This window comes from Actinotalea caeni (assembly GCF_009733795.1).
Classification (GTDB): domain Bacteria; phylum Actinomycetota; class Actinomycetes; order Actinomycetales; family Beutenbergiaceae; genus Pseudactinotalea; species Pseudactinotalea caeni.
In genome coordinates this window covers 58,268-80,453 of sequence record NZ_WNXX01000004.1, presented here as the reverse complement: position 1 = coordinate 80,453, position 22,186 = coordinate 58,268, and the positions used below count along the sequence as shown (strand labels likewise).

Here is a 22,186-nt window from a genome sequence, read left to right as displayed (position 1 = left end):
TCAGCGCGGCTCGGCGATGAAGTCGAGCAGCTGCGGCAGGACGCCGTCGACGGCGAGGACATCGAACGCGTGGCCGCCACCGGGGGTGACGACCGGCTCGGTGCCTGCGGCGGCGGCGATGTCGTGGGCGGGCTGGACGAGCGCGGTGTCGTGCTCGGCGACCATGAGCAGCAGCGGCGAGGTCAGCGCCGCGGCCGCCGGCACCGCCTCGACGCGGGGTGGCGGACCCGGTGGGTCGAAGTCGTCCGGAGGCGCGAGGGCGAAGACGCCGTCGGGCGCAGGCTGCAGCTCGGCTGCGGCAGCGATCGCGAAGACCCCGCCCATCGAGCCGCCGCCGAGCACGACGTGCTCGACGCCGTCGGCCCGCGCGTGGGCGACGACTCCGAGGATGAGTGCGACGGGGTCGCCGCCCCGGTGCACGGGGACGGCGACCAGGTAGCCGTCATCGACCAGGCGGCGCGCCAGGAACATCACCGAGCACGCGTCCTTGTCGGCCTGGTGGCTGACGACGACGAGCCGGTCGCCGGACCCGACGAGCGCAGCGCCGACGTCGAGGCCTTCGGACTGCCCGGCCAGCCACCGGGCGTCCGCCAGCTCGGTGAAGCAGCGGTAGCGCTCCTCGAAGGCGTCGGTCGCGGTGAGCGAGAGCGGGTCGCGGGGCTCGATCGCCTGCGAGGGCTCGTCGGTCGGTGTCGCCGTCGTGAGGGTGGGCTGGGTGCTCGGCTCCTCCGGCCCGGCGTCGCTGCAGGCGGCCAGGCCGAGCGCGAGCGCCGCCGCGGCGAGCATCGCGACCGTCCGATCCGCCGTCGTGCGGCCCATCGCTCCACGGTAACCATGTGGGCAGGGCCGTGGTGAGCGCAGGACCATCACAGCGACCACCGACACCCAGGCTCCCCGCAGGCGAGCCCGAGCGTGCCCGGGCGAGGACGAGCGGTGCGCCGCTCGTGCTCGCCGGTACGGCTCGTGCTCGACGGCGGAGGTCGTCGGGTCAGGTCGGCCCGGCCGGGCCGTCGCTGGTTCGCCGCCTGCCGAGGCCCGCCTCAGCGGACGTGCACCCCGCCGTTGAGGTCGAGGACGGTGCCGGTGACGAAACCGGCGTCGGTGCGGGCGAGGTACTCGGCGGCGGCGGCGACGTCGTCGGGGTAGCCGGGGCGGCCGACCGGGATCGAGGCGATCGTGCGCTGCTGGTCCTCCGGCGGCGTGAACTGCGCGTGGAACGGGGTGTCGAGGATGAGGCCGGGGGCGATCGAGTTCACGGTGATGCCGCGCGGCGCGACCTCCTTGGCGAGGGCGCGCGTGAAGCCGTCGACGGCGGCCTTCGCGGTCGCGTAGGCGCCCGAGCCGTTGCCGCCGCCGTTGGACCCCGCGAGCGAGGAGATGTTGACGACCCGGCCGCCCTCCCCAAGGTGCCGCAGCGCGGCGCGACTGGCGTAGAACACCGACGACACGTTGAGCCGCCACACGGTGTCCCAGTGCTCGTCGGTCATCGTCGCCAGCGGCACCCGCTGCACCAGGCCACCCGCGTTGTTGACCAGCACGTCGAGCCCGCCGAGCCGGCCGGCGAGGTCGTCGACGACGCGGTCGACGGCGGCGCTGTCGGTCGCGTCCAGCCGCGCGCCGATCGCGGTCACGCCCTCGGCCGCGAGCGTCTCGAGCACCGGCTCGACGGGGCGGCTGTGGGTGGTGAGAGCGACCTGGGCGCCCGCCGCCGCGAAGCGGCGCACGATCCCCAGGCCGATGCCGACTCCGCCGCCCGTGACGAGGACGCGTCGTCCGTCGAGCGTGCGGGGCTGGGCAGGGGTGCTGGTCACGGGACCTCCGAGGTGGGTGAGACGGGTCAGGAGTCGGCAGGCGGCGCGACGGGACCGCCCGAGGCGATGATCGCGCGGCGTTCCCCTGGCGAGGCCGCCCGCATGCTCTCGATCATCCCGGTGATCGTCGCGCGCGTGAGCTGCTGGGACGCCGTCGGGATCACCGCGCGCCGCCCGCCGTGCAGGACGACGATGCCGGTGTCGTCCCCGTCGAGCCCGGTGATGGCGTCCCAGGCCGCCCGTCGCGTGCGCCCGAGCACGCGCACGTAGCGCAGCTCGGTCTCGGTGAGGCGCACGACCCCGCGGCCGAGCGCGGCGCCGACGAGGACGAGCATGCCCGCGACGGCGAGCGGCGGGCCGAGCAGGATCATCAGCTCCGGCTGCGCCCAGCCCCGCCCCGCGCCGATCTCGATGCCGATCGCGCCGACGGCCGTGATCGCGACGCCGCCCAGCACCATCCCGAGGCCGGTGAGGTAGCCGTACGCCGCGCGGCGCGGGAGCTCGACGGCGTCGCCTCGGAGCCGGACGGCCCCGGCGTCCTGGCGGGGGTGCCGGTTCCCCACGTACAGCACGGCGGCCGCCGCGAGCCCGCCGAGGCCGGCGACCAGACCGGGCACACCTCCGGTGACCGCGAGGTAGACCGCCGCGCCGACCAGGAGCGCGGCGCCCAGCGGTGGCAGCACGCGCAGCAGCAGCTGGTCGCGTCCCTCGTTGCGTGCCACGGTGCCGAGTATCGCGTCACCGCCCCTGCCTCACGAGGGGCAGCCCTGCCCAGGCCCCGCGGCGGCCGCGGGCGGCTCAGGTCAGCGGGTCCACCCCGAGGACGAGCTCGCGACCCTGCGTGAACGGCTCGAGGAGCTCGATGTTCTCGAACGCCGCGCCTCCCGGGATCGGGGACTCGCTCGCCCAGTAGGAGGCGCGCGCGTTGACGAGCGCCTGGATGTCGGGGTGCGGGTCGGCGGCGCGCCAGTACTGCGTGGCCCGCAGCCCCTGGAAGTGCCAGCCGGGGACGACGTCGTCGGCGTAGGTGACGTTCACCGGGTCGGCCTCGTCGGGCGTCGCGGCGAGCACGACGGCGCCCGCGTCGTCGCGGACCAGCTCGTCGAGCCCGAACCGGGCGTGGGGTGCGAAGCCGTGCCCGGAGAAGCCCGGCCACAGCTCGGCCGGTGTGACCACCCGGTCGGCCAGGTGCAGCTCGCGCAGCCGCGCGTAGTTGCCCATCGTCGCGGTCACGATCGCGTGCGCGAGCGGCACCGAGGTCTCCCGCGCGTAGGTGGCGATCGCGACCTCGTGCGGGCGATCGGCGCGGAAGGTCAGCCGCAGGTGGACGTCGGCGCCGTTCGCGAACGGCTCGACGAGCACGAAGACACGCAGGTGCTGCACACCGTCGATCGTCTCGACGGTGCCGCGGGCGGGCTCGGTCTCCGGGCGGGGCGTGGCGTCGCCGGGGTCGTCGGCCGACCAGAACCGCTTGCCGGGGGCGTCGTCGAGCGCGGAGTGCTCCAGCTCGGAGAAGCCGCGGGTGGTCTCCCCGGCCGGGACGGGCTCGACGGCGACGAAGTTGATCATCCGCTCGCGCGGCTGGTCGAGGTAGGGCGTGTAGACCCGCAGCAGGCCGCGCGGCCCCGGCAGCGGGCTGAGCCCGACCTGCAGACCCTCGGCGTGCCCCCAGCGGGGCTCGGCCGGGTGGGTCGCGGCGGGTCGTACGAACGGTCCGTCGGTCTCCGGGAGGGCGATGCTCACGCGCTCGACGCTAGTGGAGCGGGCCGGCGTGCGGGAGGGCCGGCGGGCCGTCACCGGCCCAGGAGCTTCTGGAGCGCCGCGACCAGCGCGTCGCGCTCACCGTCGTCGAGCGGCTCCATGAGGTCGGCCTGCGCGACGGCGATCTCGGCGGCGATCTCCTCCAGCCGTGCCCGTCCCGCGTCGGTGAGCGTCACCAGCTTGCGCCGCGGGTCCGCGGGGTCCTGGCAGCGGACGACGCAATGCTGCCGCTCCAGCTCCCCCACGCGTTCGGCGACGTCCTTGCGGTCCATGTGGCACCGGGCACCGATCTCCGCCTGGCTGCACGGCCCGAACTCCTCCACGGCGCACAGGATCGCGTAGTGGTAGCGGGCCGCGCCGACCGCCTCGCACCTCTCCCGGCTGCGCCGTCCGGCTGCGGCCGCGACCTGCGTCAGCAACCAGCTGGGGGTCGCCAGCAGCCGTTGTGGGGGCGGAAGGGGCACGCGGGATCCTTGTGTTGGTGACACCAACGGCGTACGCTCCGTTGGTCTCGCCAACTATAGGCCGCGCCAGCAGGTCCGCTCCTCCTCCCGGCGCCCGTGATCGCGACCCCGGCGGCGACATGGACGGCGTCGTGCGCTGATTCTCCGGCGGCGGCGCGAGGCACGCGAGGAACGGAGCACAGCACCATGGGACTCATCCACATCGACCTGTTCGCGACGCTGGACATGGTGGGGCAGAGCCCGGGCGACCCCGACGAGGACCCCGAGGGCTTCGCGTTCGGCGGCTGGCAGGCGCCGCTGTTCGACGCGACGATCGGCGAGCTGGTGGTGGCGGGCATGGAGGGCATGGACGCCCTCGTGCTGGGGCGGCGCACGTACGAGATCTTCGCCGCGCACTGGCCCCACCAGGAGGACGGCGTCGACGGCGGCATCGCGACCCTGTTCAACAGCATCCCGAAGTACGTGGCGTCGCGGGGGACCCCGGACCTGAGCTGGGCCGGCAGCCGCCAGCTGGGCGAGGACCTGGCGGCCGATCTGCGTCGCCTGCGCGAGGAGCACGCGAGCCTGCACGTCATCGGCAGTCTTGCGCTCGTCCAGACCCTGCTGCGTGAGCGCCTCTACGACCGCCTCAACCTCTGGGTCTTCCCGCTCACGCTCGGCACGGGCAAGAAGATCTTCGACGGCGGGACCGTGCCCGCCAACCTGGAGCTGCTGGAGCCGCCGGCGACCTCGTCGACGGGTGCGGTGCTGCTGCGGTACGGCCTCGCCGCCGACGTCCCGCAGACCGGCGACATGCGCAGGGCCGACCGCGGTCTGGCGCAGGAGGGTGCCGGCGGCGGCACCGCCTCCTGACCGCAGGCGCGCGTCTCAGACCTGGGTGGGCAGCGCGCCGACGAGGCCGGCCACCTCGGGCGGGAACGCGACGTCGCGGCGCTGGTAGTCGACGACGATCCGGTGCAGCGCACCCTCGCGCCACCAGTAGACGTGCGGCGTGCAGGGGTCGGGGGCGTCGTCGTGGAGGGTGCGGCTGAGCCGGTCCAGGTGCACCACCGGGCCGAGGTAGGCGCGCTCCATCGGCCGGCAGACGACGAGCGAGCGGCGCGGCGCCGCGACGAGGACGTCGGTCACGCCGTCGAGCCCCAGCGTGGGACCGGGGTCGGCCAGCAGCGCCGAGACGTAGGCCGAGCCGTCGAGCGCCGCGGTCACGTACCGGTGCTCCCCCACCGGTCGTGGCCGGACCTCGACGCCCTCGAGCTCGGTGCGCACGGTCGCGGCCAGCGCGATCCTCACCAGCGGCCCGACCGCCAGGTCGACGGCGTCGCTCGGCAGCGCCGTCGGGCCCGCCTCGGTGGCGGTCACCAGCCGCAGGCTCATCCCGCCGCCGAGGTCGTGGAGCAGGTCGTGCGCGGGGTCGGTCCGCTCGGTCGGCAGCGCCTCGACGCGGAGGCGGTCGAGGTCGATCGGCATCCCGTCAGGCTACGGCCCGGCCGCACTCACCGGTCTCACCGCACGTCGGACAAGCCTCGGTTTCACCGCACTTTGCAACAGTCCGAGGTTTCACCGCACTGTGCAACAGTCCGAGGTTTCACCGCACTCCTTGCCGCGGCTGGTCACTCCCTACCCGTCGACGACGGCGGCGACCGCCTCGAGCTCGACGAGCTGGTCGTCGTAGCCGAGCACCGTGACGCCCATGAGCGTGCTCGGCACGTCGTGGTCACCGAAGGCGTCGCGCACGACCTCCCACGCCGTCACCAGGTCGTCCTGGGCGTGGGACGCCACGAGCACCCGGGTGCTGATGACGTCGGTGATCGAGGCGCCCGCGGCCTCCAGCGCCGCAGTCATCGTGGCCACGCAGGCGGCGGCCTGGCCGGCGTAGTCGCCCACGGCGACCGTCCGCCCCTCCTCGTCCAGCGGGCAGGACCCGGCGAGGAAGACCAGCCGCGCCTGAGCCGGTGCGGTGGCGGCGTAGGCGTACTCGGCGACGTCGGACAGGGACGACGAGCGGATGAGCTGCACGGCGCTGGGCATGGGTCGAGTCTGCCAACTGGCCGCGCGCGCCGCGCCCGCAGGACCCGGTTCAGCTCTCGATGGGCGACATGTCGCCGTACCGGTCGCCGCCGACGGCGTCCCGCGGCACGGCCTCCTCGAGCTCGGCGAGCCCCTCAGCGGTGATCTCGACGCCGGTCGCGGCGACGTTCTCCTCCAGGTACCGCACGCGCTGGTACCGGGGATCGGGACGACGGTCACGCCGTCGACCCCCGAGCGCGCGAGCCCGAGCTGTCCGGGCGCGCAGCCCAGCCTCTCGGCGATCTCGCGGACGCGCGCGACCAGCGCGAGGTTGGCCCGCGACCGAGCGGCGAGCACGGCACCAGCCCGATGCCCGGCTCGGCGGAGCAAGGGCCGGACGGCGTCCCCGAGCAAGCCGTCAGATGGACCCGCTCGATGTAGCCAAGGGGGCGACGGCGTCGCGCGGCCCCGATAGCACGTCCCGCCGTCTCGGGGCGGTCCCGATCCACAGCCGGGCGCGCGCTGGTCGCGGTTGTCCACAGATCGCCCGTCGGCGGTGGCGACGGCGTCGCTCGCCTGGGCACCGTGGGTCGCCGAGGACAGCAGGACTGGGGGCGACATGGGCAGGTGGCGGCTGGAGCCGGCAGCGATCAGGGGCGTGCTCGCGGCGGTCGAGGGCGACCTCGAGACGATGAACGCCGCGTGGTCGGCGAGCCGCCTGAGCACGGTGATGTCGGAGATGGACGCCGTCGGGCCGGCGGGCGCGGACGTCGCGAGCGCGCTGGCCGCCGTCCTCGACGCGCAGGCCGAGCGGCTGACGTCGATGGGCAACCGGGTGAGCGCGGGGCTGGTCGGCGTGGAGTCGGCGCTCGCATGCTTCGAGGTCGCGAACGAGGACATGCTCGCCGCGTGCCAGACGCAGATGCTGGCGACGGCGGGGTCGGGCGACTTCTCGTGGTGGTACGGGTCCGAGGTGCCCGAGGGCGCGGTCTGATCCGATGGCGTACGACGGTCTCATCGACCCCGCGCAGTTCCCGTTCCGGTCCGAGCAGATGGACGTGGTGGCGCCGGAGCGCGCTGCCGGCGTGCTGCGGCAGATGGGTGCGGGGGTGCTGCGCGGCGCCGAGGACCTGAGGGACTCGTGGGCGGGGCTGCGGCCCGCGTACGAGGGGCCGTCGCAGGAGCGGGTGTGGGATCTCATGACGCCGCTGCCCGCGACGGCGGGGCGCGTGCAGCGTGACCTGGCGCGGGCGGCGCGCCGGCTGGACGAGCTCGCGGGCGAGCTCGGGCTGCTGCGGGCCCGGCTGGCCGACCTGGAGCGGCGCGCGGCGGCGTTTCGCGCCGAGGTGGTCGACGGCGTCCGGGCGCCCGCCTCGGAGGGTGCGGACTTCCACATCACCTGGGGCGGCGGGTGGACGGTCATCCCGTGGAACCAGGACACCGACACGGTGGCGCGCAACGAGGACCTGCTGCTGGAGCACGCCAAGCTCGTCGAGGACATCACCGCGGTGTCGGCCGACTGTCACAACGCGCTGATGGACCTCGTGGCGTGGGCGGGCGACGAGCACGACGTGGCCGCCGTCGAGGCCGAGGCGTTGATGGACCGCCGCCAGGAGTACCCGTGGGGCACACCGGTCGCGGAGGACCGCAGCTGGGGCGAGTCGGTCGGTCACGGCGCGTACATGTTCGGGTTCACCGTCGCGACGGCGGCCGTCGGGCTGGTCAGCGGGTACGACCTGCGGATGCAGGAACAGCGGCCGGGGTTCCGCGGCGAGATCCTCACCGGCATCGGGAACGTGCTGCTGTCGGGCGGCGTCACCGCGGGCACGACCACGCTCGCGATGACGAACCCCAGCCTGGCGGCCTGGCTGCTGGGCAGGCTCCCGAGCGGCGCGCGGCCGTGGGTGGCGGAGCGGCACGAGACGACCGCCACCGCGGCCGGGGAGCTGGTCGGGGTGGACGTGCAGGCCCACCTCGCCGGCGAGGACGCGCTGTGGCGCTGGCGCGAGGACGGTGTCGCCACCGGCACCGAGTCGGTGCTCAACATCGCCTCGATGTTCGTGCCCAGCGGTGGCGCGGCCAGCGGCGCCTTGCGCACCGGCGCGCTGGGTGCCCGCCTGCTGCGCGTCGCGACCGGCGCCGTCGATGTCGTGGTGCCGGGCGCCAGCGCGCTCACGTACGGCGGGATCCGCGTGGTGTCGGGGCTCCGGACGGCGCTGGCGAGGGTCGACGACGTCCCGGTGGTCAGGCCGAACCCGGTCGGCACGGCCGCCGAGATGGTGGACGCCGCGGACACGCCCGCCGTCGTTGCCGAGCGGCCGGTGAGCGATGCGGTGTTCGGTGGCGAAAGGCTCGACGAGGTCGTCGGAGACGCCCCGGCGGAGGGCCACCCGAGAGATGTCCATGGCGACGATCCGGGCGCTCCTGACAGTGCGCCGGAACCGCTCGCCGTCATCGACGTCGACCCGACCGGCTATGCGGAGACCGTCTCCGCACAGAGGCAGGGACGGCACGTACTCGGCGCGCGGGAGTACACGGCGTACAAGAGCTATTTCTTGTCTGCAGATGACGCTCAAGCCGTGCTGGACGCCTTCCACGAGGGCACGGCCGAAGTACTCGGCGTGAAGCCCAACGGTGACCTGGTCGTGCGTCTGGAGAGCGTCACCGGCTACAACATGAACCCTCGACACGGCTTCGTGGACCAGGCGACTAACGTCTTCTTCATCAAGGGAAAGGTTCGCCCGAGCGTCGTACCTACTAACCCGAACTGGATCCCTTGATCCCGAGCCGAAACGGACAGGCGATGCGATTCGCGACACCCGACAACCTCGAGCACCTCCCGGTCTGGCGAAACTACCTCTGCGGCCAGCTCACGCATGCGTCCCTCGGAATGCTCTCGCCGAGGATCGTCCTCGCCGGGGTCGAGGAAGAAGGCGAGAAGGTCGCGCTCCACTTCTTGGTCGACCCTCCGCTGAGCGAGGACTACCCGGAGATCGCGCAGATCGTTGACGAGTTCAACGACCTCACCGGCGACCAGCTGCAGATCAGCACGAACATCCAGGTGTGGGAGCCGGGCAACGATCCGCAGGGCGTGGACTGGGTGTACCGCCGCTGGCTCGGTTGGGAGAGCGTGTAGGAGCTTCGTCGCCCCTGCTGGGGGGCGTCATCGGCATGGCATGGCCAGACCGATCTCGACTGGTTCGCCGAGCGCGTGCTCCCACCCTGCTCGACAACGGCGCCGCGCCTTGTGACCACGAGTGCGACAAGGCCTGGCCGGACCGGCCGGCCTAACCACGCGCATCGTGGCTGAGCGGCACAGGCGCGGCAGGGACCCGGGATTCGTCGAGATCGCGTGGCGGAGGCTGCCGGGGCAGAGGGAGCCCGCGTCCATGGCCTGAGCGGCCTGCTACCCCCTCACCCCAGCGCGGGGTGCGTGGGAAGGATCCACCCGGGCGAGTCGACGACCAGGAGCTCCTCGGCCTCGCCGGCGACGCCGTCGACCAACGGCAGTCGCACGATCTGCGAGCTGTCCCAGCCGGCGACGAGGATGTCGTCCTCGCGCACGTGGATGTGCTGGGGCCACCGGACCACGGCGTCGCGCTCCACCACCAGCACCGGCTCGGCGCCCGAGACGTCGAGCACCGAGATCGTGTCGTAGCCGCGGTTCGCGAAGTAGACGTACCGCCCGTCGGCCGAGAGCTGCAGGTCGCCCGGGTAGTTGCGCTCGTGGCGGGTGCGCGCCGGCCCGGTCCGGGTGGTGCTGGCGGCGACCGCCCACTCGTCGGAGCCCGGCCGCCCCACCACGAGCGTCGACCCCAGCTCGCCGCTCACCGCCAGCCGACCATCGGGGAGCACGACGGCGTGGCGCGGCCCGGTGCCCGGTGGCACCGCACCCGTGGCGACCTCCCGAGCGCTGACCGTGGCGGGGTCGGAGAGGTCCACCTCGAAGCTGCGGACGAGGTCGGCACCGAGGTCGATGACGTACATCTGTCCGGTCGCTGGGTCGAACACCGCCTGGTGCGGGTGGGCGGCGTCCTGCCGTGCCGTCTCCGGCCCGGAGCCCTCGAGCTGGATCCGCAGCGGGTCGGGCAGCGGCGTGCCGTCCTCGGCCAGCCGCCACAGCGCCAGCTGCCCGGACGTGTAGTTCGTGACCACGACGGTGCCGCCCGTCGGGTCGACCGCCACGTGGCACGGCTCGAGCTCCTCCGGTCCGGCGACCTCGTCGGCGAGCAGCTCGGCGCCGTCGCCCACCCGCCACGCGAGCAGCTGGCCCGTCCGGTTCACCCCCGCGGTCCCGTAGACCACCGGCAGCGTCGGGTGCCACGCGAGCGCGCTCAGCTGGTCGGCCGTCGCCAGCGTGCGCAGCCGCCAGGCGCCGTCGCGGAGGTCGGCACGCACGAGGCCGTGCTCCGGCGACGCGCCGCGCGAGGCGACGAACAGCGTGGTCTCAACGGACTCAGAGGACACGGCGGACTCAGCGGACTGAGCGGGCGACGACGTCATGCGGCTCTCCTCAGGACTCGTGTCGACGACCGGTCGGCCGCCGCAGCCGGGGGCCGGGCGTGCCGTCCGTCTCGCGACGGTGCGTGACAGATCTGGATGTTATGCCCTACGGTGCGCGACATGGAACAGCGTGCCACGTCGTACCGGTCGCAGGGACTGGTGCGCGCCCTGCGGCTGCTGCGCCACCTCGGCGGGCTCGACGACGGCGCCACCCTGAGCGACCTCTCGGCCGCCCTCGACATCCCGAAGTCGACCGTCCTGCGGCTGCTGGTGGTCCTCGAGGAGGAGGACTTCGTCGCCCGCACCGGGGAGCCGCCCCGCTACCGCGTGGGCGACGCCGTCCTCGAGCTCGCGGACAGCTCGGTGCGCAGCGCCGACGCCGCCGAGCTGGCCGCACCCGTGCTGCGGCTCCTCGCCGACCGCACCGGCCTCACCGCCAACCTCGGCGTGCTCGCCGGCACCTCGGTGCTCCACCTGCGCGTCGAGGAGCCCGACCGGCCGCTGCGGTTCCGCTCCAGCAGCGGCTCCCTCGACCACACCTGGTGCACCGGCCTCGGCAAGATGCTCCTCGCCGGGCTCACCGCCGAGCAGCGCGACCAGCACCTGCCCGAGGAGCCCTTCCCCGCCTTCACGCCCGCGACGCTCACCACCCGTGCCGCGCTCGACGCCGAGCTCGACCGCATCGGCGAGCGCGGCCACAGCGTCGACGACGAGGAGCGCGACCGCGGCGTCGCGTGCGTCGCCGTGGCCGTGCCCAACGACGCCGGGGCCCACGTCGCGATCAGCGTCGCCGGCCCGAGCGGCGAGGTCGACGACGAGGGCCGCGCCCGGGCGCTGCCGCTGCTGCGCGAGGCCGCCGCCGAGCTCGGCGCGAACCGTCGCTTCCTCACAGCGCTGCGCGCCGTCCGCGGCGCCTACCTCACGGGAGACCACGCATGATCGTCGACGTCCACACGCACAACCTGCAGCCCGAGCACTGGGGCGATGAGCACCGCACCCACTGGGAGCCCGCCTACGGCCACCCCTGGCCCACGATCACCCCGGCCGAGTACGACCGCGTGATGACCGAGGCCGGCGTCGACGTCGCCATCGTCTTCGGCCTCGCCGCCTCCCGCGCCGGCGTGCGCACACCGAACCGGTTCGTCGCCGACTTCTGCGCCCAGCTGCGCACCCCGACGATCGCGTTCACCGCCATCGACCCGCTCGACGACGACTGGCGCGACCAGCTCGACGAGGCCCACGAGCTCGGGTTCCGCGGCGTCAAGCTCTACCCTGTCCTCTCGCTCTTCGACCCGATGAGCCCCGACTTCGACGACTTCTACCGCCTCGTCACCCAGCGCGGCATGGTGCTGCTCTGGCACATGGGTGCCACCCCCAGCCCGCAGGGCCGGCTCGCCGTCAGCCAGCCGCTCGTCGTCGAGGAGGTCGCCCGCCGCCACCCCGACATGACGCAGGTGATGGCGCACATGGGCCACCCCTGGCAGCGCGACGCCAACATCGTGCTGCGCAAGCACGCGAACGTCTACGCCGACGTCTCCGCCAGCTGGTCGCGCCCGATGGACGGCTTCCTCGCGCTGGTCAACGCCCAGGAGTGGGGCGTCGTCGACAAGCTGCTGTTCGGCAGCGACTACCCGCTCTGGGAGCCCGCGGCCGCCATCGAGCAGCTGCGCGGCCTCGCCCGGCTGCGGGCCGGGTCGCTGCCGCACGTGCTCGAGGAGACCGTCGAGTCGATCATCCACCGCGACGCCCTCGCGGCCCTCGGCCTCGAGCGCCCCGCACCCCGCACCTGACCCCGCCGCCCCCGAGACCCCGCGTCCACCGTCCCCCGAGGAGCTTCCCCACCGTGTCAACCACCGACTCCGCGCAGCTGCTGGCCGACGCCCGCCGTCTCATCCCCGGCGGTGTCAACTCGGCCACCCGCGCCATCGGCAGGCCCGAGGGCTTCCGCGCCGCGCAGGGCGCGACCCTCGTCGACCTCGAGGGCCGCAGCTACGTCGACTACCACTGCGCCTTCGGTGCCACCCTCCTCGGCCACGGCGACCCGCGTGTCGACCGCGCGGTGGCGGACACCTTCGGCGTGATCGACGTCGTCGGGCTCGGCGTGACCGAGCTCGAGATCGAGTGCGCCCGGCTGGTGGCCGACCTCATCCCGTCGGTCGAGATGTCGATCACGACCATGAGCGGCTCGGAGTCGACGTTCCAGGCGGTGCGCCTGGCCCGCGCCGTCACCGGCCGGCCCTACCTCGTGAAGTTCCAGGGCTGCTTCCACGGCTGGCACGACGCCGTCGCCCGCAACGTCATCTCCCCGCCCGAGCGGGCCTACGACCGCGACCCGCTCTCCGCCGGCATCCTCGACGAGGCCGTCGACGCCACCCTGATCGCCGAGTTCAACGACCTCGACAGCGTCGCCGAGCTGTTCCGCCGCCACCCCGACCAGATCGCCGCCGTCATCCTGGAGCCGGTGCCGCACAACGTCGGCGCGCTGCTGCCGGAGCAGGCGTTCCTCGAGGGTCTGCGCGAGCTGACCACGCGCGAGGGCAGCCTGCTGATCTTCGACGAGGTCATCACCGGCTTCCGGCACGCGCCCGGCGGCTACCAGGAGCTGTGCGGCGTCGTCCCCGACCTCACCACCTACGGCAAGGCGATGGGCAACGGCCACTCGGTCGCCGGCATGGGCGGGCGCGCCGACCTGATGTCGCGGTTCAGCTCCGCCGGCGGCGACGTGCTGCTCGCCGGCACCTTCAACGGCAACCCGCAGTCGATGGCCGCCGCCGTCGCCACCATGACGGCGATCAGCGACCCCGAGGTCGGCTTCCACGACCACGTGTACCGGCTGGGCGACCGCATGCGCGCCGGGCTGCGCGAGATCGTCGACGACCTCGGCATCCGGGCCGTCGTCACCGGCATCGGCTCGGTGTTCGTCACCTACTTCATGGACGGCCCGGTGCGCGGCTACCGTGACCTGCTGCGCAACGACGACACCGCGTACGCGACCTTCCACCGGCGCATGATCGACGCCGGCCACCTCATGTACCCGATGGCGCTCAAGCGCAACCACATCACCGCGGCCCACACCGACGCCGACATCGACGCCACCCTCGGCGCCGCCGGCGACGTCCTGGCCGGGATGGTCCGCGAGGGCCTCGTCCCGACCGTCTCCTGACCCGTCCACAGCCCCACCCGAGAGGAACCCCACCCGTGCCCACCCCCATCTCGACCTCCGCAGCCCCGTCGCCGGCCGGCACCTACTCCCAGGGCGTCGTCCACGGCGGCGTCGTCTACCTCGCCGGCCAGGGCCCGTTCGACGCCGACGGGCAGCGCGTCGGCGAGACGTTCGCCGACCAGGTCCGCCAGACCTTCCGCAACCTGCAGGCCGTCGCCGAGGCCGCCGGCACCAGCCTCGAGCACACGGTCCGTTACGGCGTGTACCTGCGCAGCCTGGACGACTTCGAGGAGCTCAACGAGGTCGCCAAGGAGTTCCTGCCGCAGCCGTTCCCGGCCCGCACCACCATCCCCGTCGAGCTGCGTGGCTTCGACGTCGAGATCGACGCGATCGTCGCCCTCCCGAGCTAGGCGCCACAAGCCGCCGGTCCTCGGGACCGACCCGTCCGACGGCGGAGGGTCGCGTCCCGGGGCGTGCTCGCCCCGTCTCCCGCTCCCGTCCGGAGACGCCCGCCGCTGACCTCGTGCGACGACGCACACGCCGTCACGCGGCGTTCACACGGCCGAAACACCCTTCCGGCTAGTGTTCCGCTCACAGACCTGAAATGGAGTTCACATATGCGAAGCAACGCGACGCAGCGTTCCCAGCGGCTCCCCGCGCTCGGCCGACGCGCCTTCCTCAAGGCCTCGGGTGGCGGGCTCCTGCTGGCGGCTGCTGGTCCCGCCCTCCTCTCGGCCTGCGGCTCCGGCGGCGGCTCCCAGGAGGCCTGGGAAGGCCCCATCAGCATGCTCGGCTGGGACTTCCAGCCCGACATGATCAAGCAGCTCGTCGCCGACTGGTCCGCCGAGAGCGGCCACGAGGTCGACGTCGCGATCCTGCCGAACGTGGGCTACTCCGCCGCGATCCAGACCCGTCTGCGCGGCGGCGACAAGATCGACCTCTTCTACAACTTCGCCTACAACTCGCGGAAGTTCGTCGAGGAGGGCTGGGCGTCCACGCTCAACGACCTGCCCGGCATCGACGACCTCGTCGCCGACCTCTTCGAGAGCAGCCGCGAGCGCCACGTGACGCCCGAGGGCGACATCATCAGCGTCCCCTACTTCTCCGCCGTCCACACGCTCCACTACAACGAGCGGATGCTGCAGGAGGCGGGCCTCTCGGCGCCGCCGACCACGCTGCAGGAGACCTACGAGCAGTCGAAGGCGATCGCCGACGCCGGCCTCGTCTCCTCCCCGTACGTCGCGTACTGGGTCAAGGAGTTCTGCGAGGAGTACCTGCACACCTACCTGCTCGCCGAGGGCATCACGGCCTTCGACGACGACGGCAACCCGGTGTTCGCCGACGACCCGAAGACCGAGGGCGTCTTCGAGTGGTGGCAGACGATGTACCGCGAGGGCCTCGCGCCCGCGTCGGTGCTCAACGACGACCCCGGCAAGCTCTCCAACGAGATGGCGCAGGGCAACGCGGCGTTCTTCGTGCTGCACCACTACTTCCTCACCTCGATCCGCGACCTCGCCGGCCCCGAGTCGGAGAACGTGCTGCTCGCTCCCGTCACCGCGCAGAACCACACCCTGCAGATCGGTGAGGTGCTGCAGATGGGCGCCAACGACAACGAGGAGGCGCGCGCCGCGATCTGGGAGCTGATGAAGTACTACGGCTGGAAGGACGGCGAGGGCCGCTACTCGGTCTTCACCGAGTGGGCGAAGGCCGCCGGTCTCGCCGCGCCGTACCCGGGCTTCTTCACCGACCCTGACGTGGTCGAGGCGTTCCCCGACTACTACGACCTGTCGCAGCTGTCGCAGATCTTCGACACCGGCAGCAAGGTCGTCCCGGCCCGCACCTCGGCGTGGTACCCGGACTTCCAGGCCAAGGTGGGCGACGTCGTGCACGCGCTGCTGCTGGGCGAGATCACCCCGAAGGACACGGTCGCCCAGCTCGCGGACGCCGCGACCAGCGCCCAGGGCAGCGGCGGGCTGTAAGTCGTCGATGAGCACGACGACGGTCCGCGCCTCCCGGCGCGCAGACACCCCGGCCGTCCGGGTCGGCCCGCTCGCGCGGGCCGCCCGGCGCTTCGGGGTCAGGATGGTGGCACCCTCGGCGCTGCTGCTGGTGGTGCTGCTGGCGATCCCGAGCCTGCTGACGGTGGCCTACAGCGTCCACAAGGTGCCGTCGAACGGCGCCAGCCTGGGCGAGTTCGTGGGGTTCGACAACTTCGCGGTGGTGCTCTCCAGCCCGGTGTTCTGGAGCTCGATGCGGACCACGCTGATCTTCTCGGCGGGGTTCGTGGTGCTCTCGACGGTGATCGGGCTCGCGACGGCGGTGCTGCTCAACCAGGAGTTCGTGGGGCGGTCGTTCGCGCGGGCGCTGCTGATCGTGCCGTGGGCGATGCCGTGGCTGGTGCTCGGCATCCTGTGGCGCTGGTACGCCGACGGCAGCGTCGGCGGGCTCAACTCGCTGCTGCTCACCCTGGGCGTCATCGATGACTACCAGGAGTTCCTGGCCGATCCCACCTCCGCGCTGCTGCTGACGATCGTCGCAGCGGTGTGGCGGCAGGCCAGCTTCGCGGGGATCCTGTTCCTCTCCGGGCTCCAGACGCTCCCGGCCGAGCTCAACGAGGCCGCCGAGCTCGACGGCGCGGGCATCTGGGGCAGGTTCCTCCACATCACCCTGGCGTGGCTGCGACCGGTCCTCATCACCGTGACCGTGCTCAACGTCATCTACGCCTTCCTGCAGTTCGACGTGATCTTCGCGATGACGCAGGGCGGTCCGGGTGACGCCACCCAGGTGCTCAGCATCCTCATCTACCGGCAGCTGTTCGTGGTGACGAACATCGGTCTGGGGTCCGCCCTCGCGGTGGTGCTCGGCGGGCTCGCGCTCGTCGGCGGCCTCGTCACCGTCAAGCTGCTGTACTCCTCCGAGAGCAGGTAGGCGATGACCGTGTCCTCTCCGGCGGCGCCGGCCTCGCGGCCGCGCCCCGTCCGCAACAGCCGCGGTGGTCGACGGCGTCGTCCGCTCGTCACCGTCGTCATCTACCTCGGCGCGGTGGTGTTCGCGCTGTGGGTGCTGCTGCCGGTCTGGTACCTCCTGGTGTCGAGCCTCATCACACCGGCGCAGCTGGGCGTGCGCCCGTTCCCGATGGTGCCGAGCAGCATCACGCTGGACAACTACGTCTCGCTGCTGACCGGCTCCACGGGCGGCGACGCGTTCGGCTCGACCGACGTCGGCGCCCGCCTGGTGCCGGCGATCGGGCAGAGCTTCCTCGTCAGCACGGTGCTCGTGGTGCTCAACCTGCTGCTGGCCGGCATCGCGGGCTACGCCCTGTCGCGCTACCCGTTCCGCGGCTCGCGCACGTTCGAGCTGACGATCATCGCCTCGCGCGTGGTGCCGGCGATCGCGATCGTCGGGCCGTTCTTCGTGGCGTTCCGCGTGCTCGAGCTCCTCGACACGCCCTGGGCGCTCATCATCAGCTACAACGTGTTCACGCTGCCGCTGGCGATCATGGTGCTGAAGAACTACTTCGACCAGCTTCCCCACGAGATCGAGGAAGCGGCGAGCATCGACGGCGCCGGTCGGCTGCGCGCGCTCGCGGTCGTCGTGCTTCCGATCGCCAAGCCCGGCATCGTCGCGTCCGGGGTGCTGATCTTCCTCGAGGCGTGGAGCGAGTTCTTCTACTCGCTGGTGCTGACCAACCAGCTGACGGTGCCGCCGCTGCTGGTGGGCTTCCAGTCGGTGCAGCAGTTCAACTGGAACTCGCTCGCCGCCGCGACCGTGCTGGCGATGATCCCGCCGGTGCTGCTGGTGCTCGCGTTCCAGCGCCACGTGGTGAGCGCGCTCGCCGCGGGGTACGACAAGTGAGCGGGCGGGTGCGCGCGGCGGTCCTCAGCGCGGGTGCGTGGTCGCGCAGCAGCCACCTGCCCGCGCTGGTGGCCGACCCGCGGGTCGACCTGGTCGCGGTGTCGTCACCGGCGGCCGAGCAGGTCGGCGAGATCGCTGCCGAGTTCGGGGTGCCGCGCGCGGAGACCGACTGGCGCACGGCGCTCGCCGAGACCGAGCCCGAGATCGTGGTGGTGTCCTCGCCCCCGGTGGCGCACGAGGAGCAGGTGGTCGCCGCGCTGGAGGCCGGCGCCCACGTCCTCGTGGAGAAGCCGTTCGCGCTGGAGTCCGGTGCGGCGCGCCGGATGCACGAGGCCGCGGTGAGCGCCGACCGCGCGCTGCTCATCGGCTTCGGCTGGTCGGCGGCGCCTGCGTTCGTGACGGCGCGCCGGCTGGTCGAGGAGGGCGAGATCGGTGAGCTCGAGCACCTGATGAACCACCTCGCCGTCAACACCCGCGCCCTGCTGGGCGGCGCGACCGACGGCGGCTGGGGCGGCACCGCGGCCTCGACGCCGTCGACCTACACCGACCGCCGTGTCTCCGGCGGCGGCGCCGCCGCGGTGTCGATGTCGCACCAGCTCGGCCTGGTCAGCTGGATCACCGGGGAGCGGTTCGACGACGTCACCGCGATGCTGTACCCGCAGCGCGCCGACATCGAGCTGCACGTGGTGGCGGCCGCCTCGTTCAGCAGCTGCGCCGGTTCCGCGGCGCTCAGCTGCGCCTCCACCCACCCCTACCTGGCCCGCCCGCAGTGGCACCTCGCGATGTACGGCTCGGCCGGGCAGCTCTGGGTGGACTCGGTGCGCGACGAGGTGCGACTGGTGCGCGCCGACGGCACCGTCGTCGACCTCCCGCCCGAGCAGTCCTCGGGCGTCTACGACGCCGGCGCCCCCACCAAGGCGCTGATCGAGTGCGCGTTCGGCGCGCCCGCGCCGGAGGGCATGGCCAGCGAGCTCGGGCTGCACGTCGTCGAGACCACCGACGCGCTCTACCGCAGCGCCGAGGTCGGCGGCCCGGTGCAGGTGGGAGCGGTCGGATGAGCGAGCGCACGCTGCTGCTGCGGCACGCGACGATCCACGACGGGCTCGGCGGCGAGCCGGTCGTCGGGGACGTGCTCGTGGCCGGGGACGAGATCGCCGCGATCGGCGACCTGCGCGACCGCGCCGCCACCGAGGTCGTCGACCTCGACGGCGCGGTGCTCGCGCCGGGGTTCATCGACATGCACTCGCACTCCGACCTGCAGATCCTCGTCGAGCCCGACCACACCGCGAAGCTCAGCCAGGGCGTCACGCTCGAGGTGCTGGGCCAGGACGGGCTGAGCTACGCGCCCGTCGACGACCGCACGCTGGAGGCGCTGCGCGCGCGCATCGCGGGCTGGAACGACGACCCCGAGGGCTTCGACTGGTCCTGGCGCACGGTCGCGGAGTACCTCGACCGGCTGGACCAGGGCACCGCCGTCAACACCGCCTACCTGGTGCCGCACGGCACCGTGCGCATGCTCGTCATGGGCGACGACGCCCGCCGCGCCACGCCTGCCGAGCTGCACCGCATGCGCGCGGTGGTCGCCGAGAGCATGGCGGCCGGCGCCGTCGGGCTCTCGGCCGGTCTCACCTACGTGCCCGGCATGTTCGCCGACACCGACGAGCTGGTGTCGCTGTGCCGCGTCGTCGCCGAGCACGGCGGCTACTTCAGCCCGCACCACCGCAACTACGGCTCCGCCGCGCTCGAGGGCTACCGCGAGTGCGTGGAGATCGCGCGCCGCTCCGGCGTGGCGCTGCACCTCGCGCACGCCCACCTCAGCTTCGAGATCAACCGCGGCAAGCTGCCCGAGCTGCTCGCGCTGCTCGACGACGCGGTGGCCGACGGCGTCGACCTCTCCTTCGACGCCTACCCCTACCTGGCGGCGATGACGACGCTCGGTTCTCAGCTGCCGAGCTGGGCGCAGGCCGGGTCGGTCGAGGAGCAGCTCGACCGGCTCCGGGACCCGGCGACCCGGGCCCGCATCGTGGAGGCGCTCGACGTCACCGGCTCCGACGGCCACCAGGGCCTCACGGTCGACTGGCGCGCGGTGCAGGTGGTGGGCGTGCCCGGCGCACCCTCCTACGCCGACGTCGTCGGGGTGCCGCTGAGCGACGCCGCGGCCGCGCGCGGGCTGGCTCCCGCCGAGCTGTGCCTGGACGTGCTGGCCGCCACCCGGTTCGGCGCCCCGTGCGTCATGCACGTCGGCATCGAGGAGCACGTCCGCACATTGATGGCGCACCCGGCCCACACCGTCGGCAGCGACGGCATCCTCGTGGGCGACCGCCCGCACCCTCGCTCGTGGGGCACCTTCCCCCGCATCCTGGACACCTACGTCCGCGAGGAAGGGGTGCTCACCTTGCCCGAGGCCATCCGTCACATGACCAGCGCGCCGGCCGCCCGGCTGGGCCTGACCGACCGCGGTCGGGTCGCCGTCGGGGCCAAGGCCGACCTCGTCGTGCTCGACCCGGACCGGGTGCGCGAGCGCGCCACCTACGCCGACCCGCGGCAGCCCGCCGACGGCATCCACCACGTGCTCGTCAACGGCCGCTTCGCGCTGCGCGACGGCGCGGTCACCGGCGAGCGCGCCGGCCGCGTGATCGGGCGCCGCGCATGACGGCGCGGGCACAGGGCGGCGTGAAGTCCGCACGCCGGGCGCTGCAGGTGATCGAGTACGTCGCGCGCCGCCGCGACGGCGCCACCTTCGTGGAGATCGCGCGCGACCTCGGGCTGCCCAACAGCAGCCTGCACGGCCTGCTCGCCACGCTCGTCGACATGCGCTGGCTGCTGCTCGACCCGGCGCAGCGGCGCTACCTCGTCGGCGTGCGGCCGTGGGAGGTGGGCCAGGCGTTCCTGCCGAGCCGCGAGCTCGTGGTGCGGGCCCGTCGCTACCTGCGGGCCGCCAACGACGAGCTCGGCGAGACGATCCAGATGGCGATCCTCGACGACCTCGACGTCGTCTACATCGACAAGGTCGAGGGCACCCACCCGCTCCGCCTGGTCTCCGAGGTCGGGATCCGGCTGCCCGCGTACGTGACCGGCATCGGCAAGGCGCTGCTCGCCGCGCTGCCCGACGACGAGCTGCAGGAGCGCTTCGCCGGCGTCGAGCTCGAGGGCTACACCAGCCGCACCATCACCTCCGGCGACCGGCTGCTGGAGGTGCTGCGCGCCGTCCGCGAGCAGGGCTACGCCGAGGACGACGGCGAGTACACGACCGGCGTCTTCTGCACCGCCGTCCCGATCCGCGACGCCGCCGGCCGCACGGTCGCGGCGATGAGCTGCGCCGTCCCGACGTCGCGCATCGAGACCGGCGAGCTCGACACCGCCACCGTGCGCGAGGTGCTCGTGCGGCACGCCGACGGCATCCGCGACGCGCTCGGTCCCGACGTCCCCCGCCTCGACGAGGAGAGCACCCGATGACACCCACCGACCCCTGGCTGCTGGGCTCGGTCGCGACCCCGGCGCTCGTCGTCGACCGCGACGTGCTCGTCGCCAACCTGCGCGAGATGGCCGCGATCGCCCGTGAGCACGGCGTCGAGCTGCTGCCGCACGCCAAGACGCACCGCATGGTCGGCGCCGGCCTGCTCCAGGTCGAGCACGGCGCCGACGGGCTGTGCGTCGCCAAGATCGGCGAGGCCGAGCGGTTCGCCGACGCCGGCATCACCAGGCTGTTCGTCGCCTACCCGGTCGTGGGACGCGACAAGGCGGAGCGCGCGCTGGCGCTGCACCGCCGGGTCGACCTGGTGCTCGGCACCGACTCGGTCGAGGGTGCCCGCTCGCTCGCGTCGACGTTCGCCGAGGCCGGCGAGCAGGTCCGGCTGATGCTCGCCGTCGACAGCGGGCTCGGCCGCGAGGGCGTCACGCCCGAGTCGGCGCCCGAGGTCGCCGAGGAGATCGCGGCGCTCGACGGCGTCGACCTCGTCGGCGTCTACACGCACGAGGGCAGCACCTACGGCGCGGCCGACGACGACGAGCTCGCCCAGCGCTCGCGCGCGGTCGCCGAGCTGATGGTCTCCACCGCGCGGCGCATCCGGGAGCGCGGGCTCGCGCTCCCCCACGTCTCGATGGGGTCGTCTGCGTCGGCGCGGCACGTGGCCGCGGTCGAGGGTGTCACCCAGATCCGGCCCGGCATCTACGCGTTCAACGACGTCGGCCAGATCGCGCTCGGCAACGCGACGCTCGAGACCACGGCGCAGCGCGTGGTCGCCACCGTCGTCAGCCACCCCGACGCCGGGCGCGCGTGCATCGACGCCGGCTCGAAGGCGCTCGGCACCGACCTGGTGCCGGCCGCCGCGCACCGCGACGACTACCCCGGGCACGGGCTGATCGTCGGCCGCCCCGGCTGGGTGATCGACAAGCTGTCCGAGGAGCACGGCTGGCTGCGCTGGCACGGCGACGGCGAGCCCACCCCGCTGCCCGTCGGCACCCGGCTGGAGATCGTGCCGAACCACGCCTGCATGGCGTTCGCGTCGCTGCGGCTCGCGCACGTGGTCTCCGGCGGCCACCAGGTGGAGACCTGGGACGGCTTCGCCGGCGGCGCGTCGGAGTAGCACGCGGCCCACCCCTCGCCGGCTCGACCCCGAGCC

General features: G+C 73.3%; 24 protein-coding genes. 15 read left to right on the top strand and 9 right to left on the bottom strand.

The annotated features are described in order from the left end of the window. The 5 genes from GPA02_RS04945 to GPA02_RS04925 form a co-directional block, all read right to left on the bottom strand. On the bottom strand, positions 1-819 hold the full coding sequence (locus tag GPA02_RS04945; RefSeq protein WP_156198798.1) for an alpha/beta hydrolase: 819 nt from the start codon (positions 817-819) through the stop codon (positions 1-3). 221 nt (positions 820-1,040) lie between these two features. Further along, complete coding sequence (locus GPA02_RS04940) at positions 1,041-1,811, bottom strand: SDR family NAD(P)-dependent oxidoreductase (protein WP_156198797.1); 771 nt, start codon at positions 1,809-1,811, stop codon at positions 1,041-1,043. A gap of 26 nt (positions 1,812-1,837) precedes the next feature. After that, positions 1,838-2,533, bottom strand: a complete 696-nt coding sequence (locus GPA02_RS04935; protein WP_156198796.1) for a hypothetical protein — start codon at positions 2,531-2,533, stop codon at positions 1,838-1,840. 76 nt (positions 2,534-2,609) lie between these two features. Next, positions 2,610-3,554 (bottom strand): hypothetical protein, encoded by a 945-nt coding sequence (locus GPA02_RS04930; RefSeq protein WP_204986504.1) that lies wholly within the window; start codon positions 3,552-3,554, stop codon positions 2,610-2,612. A gap of 50 nt (positions 3,555-3,604) precedes the next feature. Further along, positions 3,605-4,036 (bottom strand): MarR family winged helix-turn-helix transcriptional regulator, encoded by a 432-nt coding sequence (locus GPA02_RS04925; protein WP_156198795.1) that lies wholly within the window; start codon positions 4,034-4,036, stop codon positions 3,605-3,607. 186 nt (positions 4,037-4,222) lie between these two features. Here GPA02_RS04925 and GPA02_RS04920 point away from each other — a divergent pair, with 186 nt between their 5' ends. Further along, on the top strand, positions 4,223-4,888 hold the full coding sequence (locus GPA02_RS04920; protein WP_156198794.1) for a dihydrofolate reductase family protein: 666 nt from the start codon (positions 4,223-4,225) through the stop codon (positions 4,886-4,888). Positions 4,889-4,903: 15 nt separating this feature from the next. Here GPA02_RS04920 and GPA02_RS04915 read toward each other — a convergent pair whose 3' ends face one another. From GPA02_RS04915 to GPA02_RS04905, 3 genes are all read right to left on the bottom strand, one after another. Then, positions 4,904-5,503 (bottom strand): hypothetical protein, encoded by a 600-nt coding sequence (locus tag GPA02_RS04915; protein WP_156198793.1) that lies wholly within the window; start codon positions 5,501-5,503, stop codon positions 4,904-4,906. Positions 5,504-5,653: 150 nt separating this feature from the next. Continuing rightward, positions 5,654-6,064, bottom strand: coding sequence for a RidA family protein (locus GPA02_RS04910; RefSeq protein ID WP_156198792.1), 411 nt, complete (start codon positions 6,062-6,064; stop codon positions 5,654-5,656). 49 nt (positions 6,065-6,113) lie between these two features. Further along, entirely contained in the window at positions 6,114-6,251 is a 138-nt protein-coding gene (locus GPA02_RS04905; protein ID WP_156198791.1) for a hypothetical protein, read from the bottom strand. A gap of 411 nt (positions 6,252-6,662) precedes the next feature. Here GPA02_RS04905 and GPA02_RS04900 point away from each other — a divergent pair, with 411 nt between their 5' ends. The 3 genes from GPA02_RS04900 to GPA02_RS04890 are packed head-to-tail and all read left to right on the top strand — an operon-like array spanning position 6,663 to position 9,179. Further along, positions 6,663-7,037, top strand: coding sequence for a DUF6507 family protein (locus GPA02_RS04900; RefSeq protein ID WP_156198790.1), 375 nt, complete (start codon positions 6,663-6,665; stop codon positions 7,035-7,037). A gap of 4 nt (positions 7,038-7,041) precedes the next feature. Beyond that, entirely contained in the window at positions 7,042-8,823 is a 1,782-nt protein-coding gene (locus GPA02_RS04895; protein WP_156198789.1) for a polymorphic toxin type 50 domain-containing protein, read from the top strand. Between the two features lie 23 nt (positions 8,824-8,846). After that, complete coding sequence (locus GPA02_RS04890) at positions 8,847-9,179, top strand: hypothetical protein (RefSeq protein WP_156198788.1); 333 nt, start codon at positions 8,847-8,849, stop codon at positions 9,177-9,179. A gap of 278 nt (positions 9,180-9,457) precedes the next feature. Here GPA02_RS04890 and GPA02_RS04885 read toward each other — a convergent pair whose 3' ends face one another. After that, positions 9,458-10,510 carry a lactonase family protein gene (locus GPA02_RS04885; protein ID WP_162457709.1) on the bottom strand — a complete coding sequence of 351 codons (1,053 nt, stop codon included), beginning with the start codon at positions 10,508-10,510 and terminating at the stop codon, positions 9,458-9,460. Positions 10,511-10,666: 156 nt separating this feature from the next. Between GPA02_RS04885 and GPA02_RS04880 the strand changes: the two genes are divergently transcribed. The 11 genes from GPA02_RS04880 (at position 10,667) to GPA02_RS04830 (ending at position 22,150) form a co-directional block, all read left to right on the top strand. Further along, the gene (locus tag GPA02_RS04880) at positions 10,667-11,485 is read left to right on the top strand and encodes an IclR family transcriptional regulator (protein WP_162457708.1); all 819 of its coding nucleotides are present in this window, start codon (positions 10,667-10,669) and stop codon (positions 11,483-11,485) included. Continuing rightward, on the top strand, positions 11,482-12,336 hold the full coding sequence (locus GPA02_RS04875) for an amidohydrolase family protein (protein WP_156198783.1): 855 nt from the start codon (positions 11,482-11,484) through the stop codon (positions 12,334-12,336). The genes GPA02_RS04880 and GPA02_RS04875 overlap by 4 nt, the downstream gene beginning before the upstream one ends. Positions 12,337-12,389: 53 nt before the next feature. After that, positions 12,390-13,709 carry an aspartate aminotransferase family protein gene (locus GPA02_RS04870; RefSeq protein WP_156198780.1) on the top strand — a complete coding sequence of 440 codons (1,320 nt, stop codon included), beginning with the start codon at positions 12,390-12,392 and terminating at the stop codon, positions 13,707-13,709. Between the two features lie 35 nt (positions 13,710-13,744). Continuing rightward, on the top strand, positions 13,745-14,119 hold the full coding sequence (locus tag GPA02_RS04865; RefSeq protein ID WP_204986503.1) for a RidA family protein: 375 nt from the start codon (positions 13,745-13,747) through the stop codon (positions 14,117-14,119). A 207-nt stretch (positions 14,120-14,326) separates the two neighbouring features. Beyond that, positions 14,327-15,688: an ABC transporter substrate-binding protein gene (locus tag GPA02_RS04860; RefSeq protein ID WP_156198778.1), complete on the top strand. Its 1,362-nt coding sequence runs from the start codon at positions 14,327-14,329 to the stop codon at positions 15,686-15,688. Positions 15,689-15,695: 7 nt separating this feature from the next. Beyond that, positions 15,696-16,637 carry a carbohydrate ABC transporter permease gene (locus tag GPA02_RS04855; RefSeq protein ID WP_156198776.1) on the top strand — a complete coding sequence of 314 codons (942 nt, stop codon included), beginning with the start codon at positions 15,696-15,698 and terminating at the stop codon, positions 16,635-16,637. A 3-nt stretch (positions 16,638-16,640) separates the two neighbouring features. Continuing rightward, complete coding sequence (locus GPA02_RS04850; RefSeq protein ID WP_156198773.1) at positions 16,641-17,564, top strand: carbohydrate ABC transporter permease; 924 nt, start codon at positions 16,641-16,643, stop codon at positions 17,562-17,564. Continuing rightward, positions 17,561-18,622 carry a Gfo/Idh/MocA family protein gene (locus GPA02_RS04845; protein ID WP_162457707.1) on the top strand — a complete coding sequence of 354 codons (1,062 nt, stop codon included), beginning with the start codon at positions 17,561-17,563 and terminating at the stop codon, positions 18,620-18,622. Before GPA02_RS04850 ends, GPA02_RS04845 begins: the two co-directional genes overlap by 4 nt. Beyond that, positions 18,619-20,217: an N-acyl-D-amino-acid deacylase family protein gene (locus GPA02_RS04840; protein WP_156198768.1), complete on the top strand. Its 1,599-nt coding sequence runs from the start codon at positions 18,619-18,621 to the stop codon at positions 20,215-20,217. Before GPA02_RS04845 ends, GPA02_RS04840 begins: the two co-directional genes overlap by 4 nt. Then, entirely contained in the window at positions 20,214-21,020 is an 807-nt protein-coding gene (locus GPA02_RS04835) for an IclR family transcriptional regulator (protein ID WP_156198766.1), read from the top strand. The genes GPA02_RS04840 and GPA02_RS04835 overlap by 4 nt, the downstream gene beginning before the upstream one ends. Beyond that, positions 21,017-22,150, top strand: coding sequence for an alanine racemase (locus GPA02_RS04830; protein ID WP_156198764.1), 1,134 nt, complete (start codon positions 21,017-21,019; stop codon positions 22,148-22,150). Before GPA02_RS04835 ends, GPA02_RS04830 begins: the two co-directional genes overlap by 4 nt. The last annotated feature ends 36 nt before the right edge of the window (positions 22,151-22,186 follow it).

Coding starts and splice junctions, on each gene's coding strand:
- GPA02_RS04900 (WP_156198790.1), top strand. CDS start 6,663: ATGGGCAGGTGGCGGCTGGAGCCGGCAGCGATCAGGGGCGTGCTCGCG.
- GPA02_RS04835 (WP_156198766.1), top strand. CDS start 20,214: ATGACGGCGCGGGCACAGGGCGGCGTGAAGTCCGCACGCCGGGCGCTG.
- GPA02_RS04880 (WP_162457708.1), top strand. CDS start 10,667: ATGGAACAGCGTGCCACGTCGTACCGGTCGCAGGGACTGGTGCGCGCC.
- GPA02_RS04895 (WP_156198789.1), top strand. CDS start 7,042: ATGGCGTACGACGGTCTCATCGACCCCGCGCAGTTCCCGTTCCGGTCC.
- GPA02_RS04875 (WP_156198783.1), top strand. CDS start 11,482: ATGATCGTCGACGTCCACACGCACAACCTGCAGCCCGAGCACTGGGGC.
- GPA02_RS04920 (WP_156198794.1), top strand. CDS start 4,223: ATGGGACTCATCCACATCGACCTGTTCGCGACGCTGGACATGGTGGGG.
- GPA02_RS04915 (WP_156198793.1), bottom strand. CDS start 5,503: ATGCCGATCGACCTCGACCGCCTCCGCGTCGAGGCGCTGCCGACCGAG.
- GPA02_RS04840 (WP_156198768.1), top strand. CDS start 18,619: ATGAGCGAGCGCACGCTGCTGCTGCGGCACGCGACGATCCACGACGGG.
- GPA02_RS04850 (WP_156198773.1), top strand. CDS start 16,641: ATGACCGTGTCCTCTCCGGCGGCGCCGGCCTCGCGGCCGCGCCCCGTC.
- GPA02_RS04910 (WP_156198792.1), bottom strand. CDS start 6,064: ATGCCCAGCGCCGTGCAGCTCATCCGCTCGTCGTCCCTGTCCGACGTC.
- GPA02_RS04830 (WP_156198764.1), top strand. CDS start 21,017: ATGACACCCACCGACCCCTGGCTGCTGGGCTCGGTCGCGACCCCGGCG.
- GPA02_RS04860 (WP_156198778.1), top strand. CDS start 14,327: ATGCGAAGCAACGCGACGCAGCGTTCCCAGCGGCTCCCCGCGCTCGGC.
- GPA02_RS04945 (WP_156198798.1), bottom strand. CDS start 819: ATGGGCCGCACGACGGCGGATCGGACGGTCGCGATGCTCGCCGCGGCG.
- GPA02_RS04890 (WP_156198788.1), top strand. CDS start 8,847: ATGCGATTCGCGACACCCGACAACCTCGAGCACCTCCCGGTCTGGCGA.
- GPA02_RS04855 (WP_156198776.1), top strand. CDS start 15,696: ATGAGCACGACGACGGTCCGCGCCTCCCGGCGCGCAGACACCCCGGCC.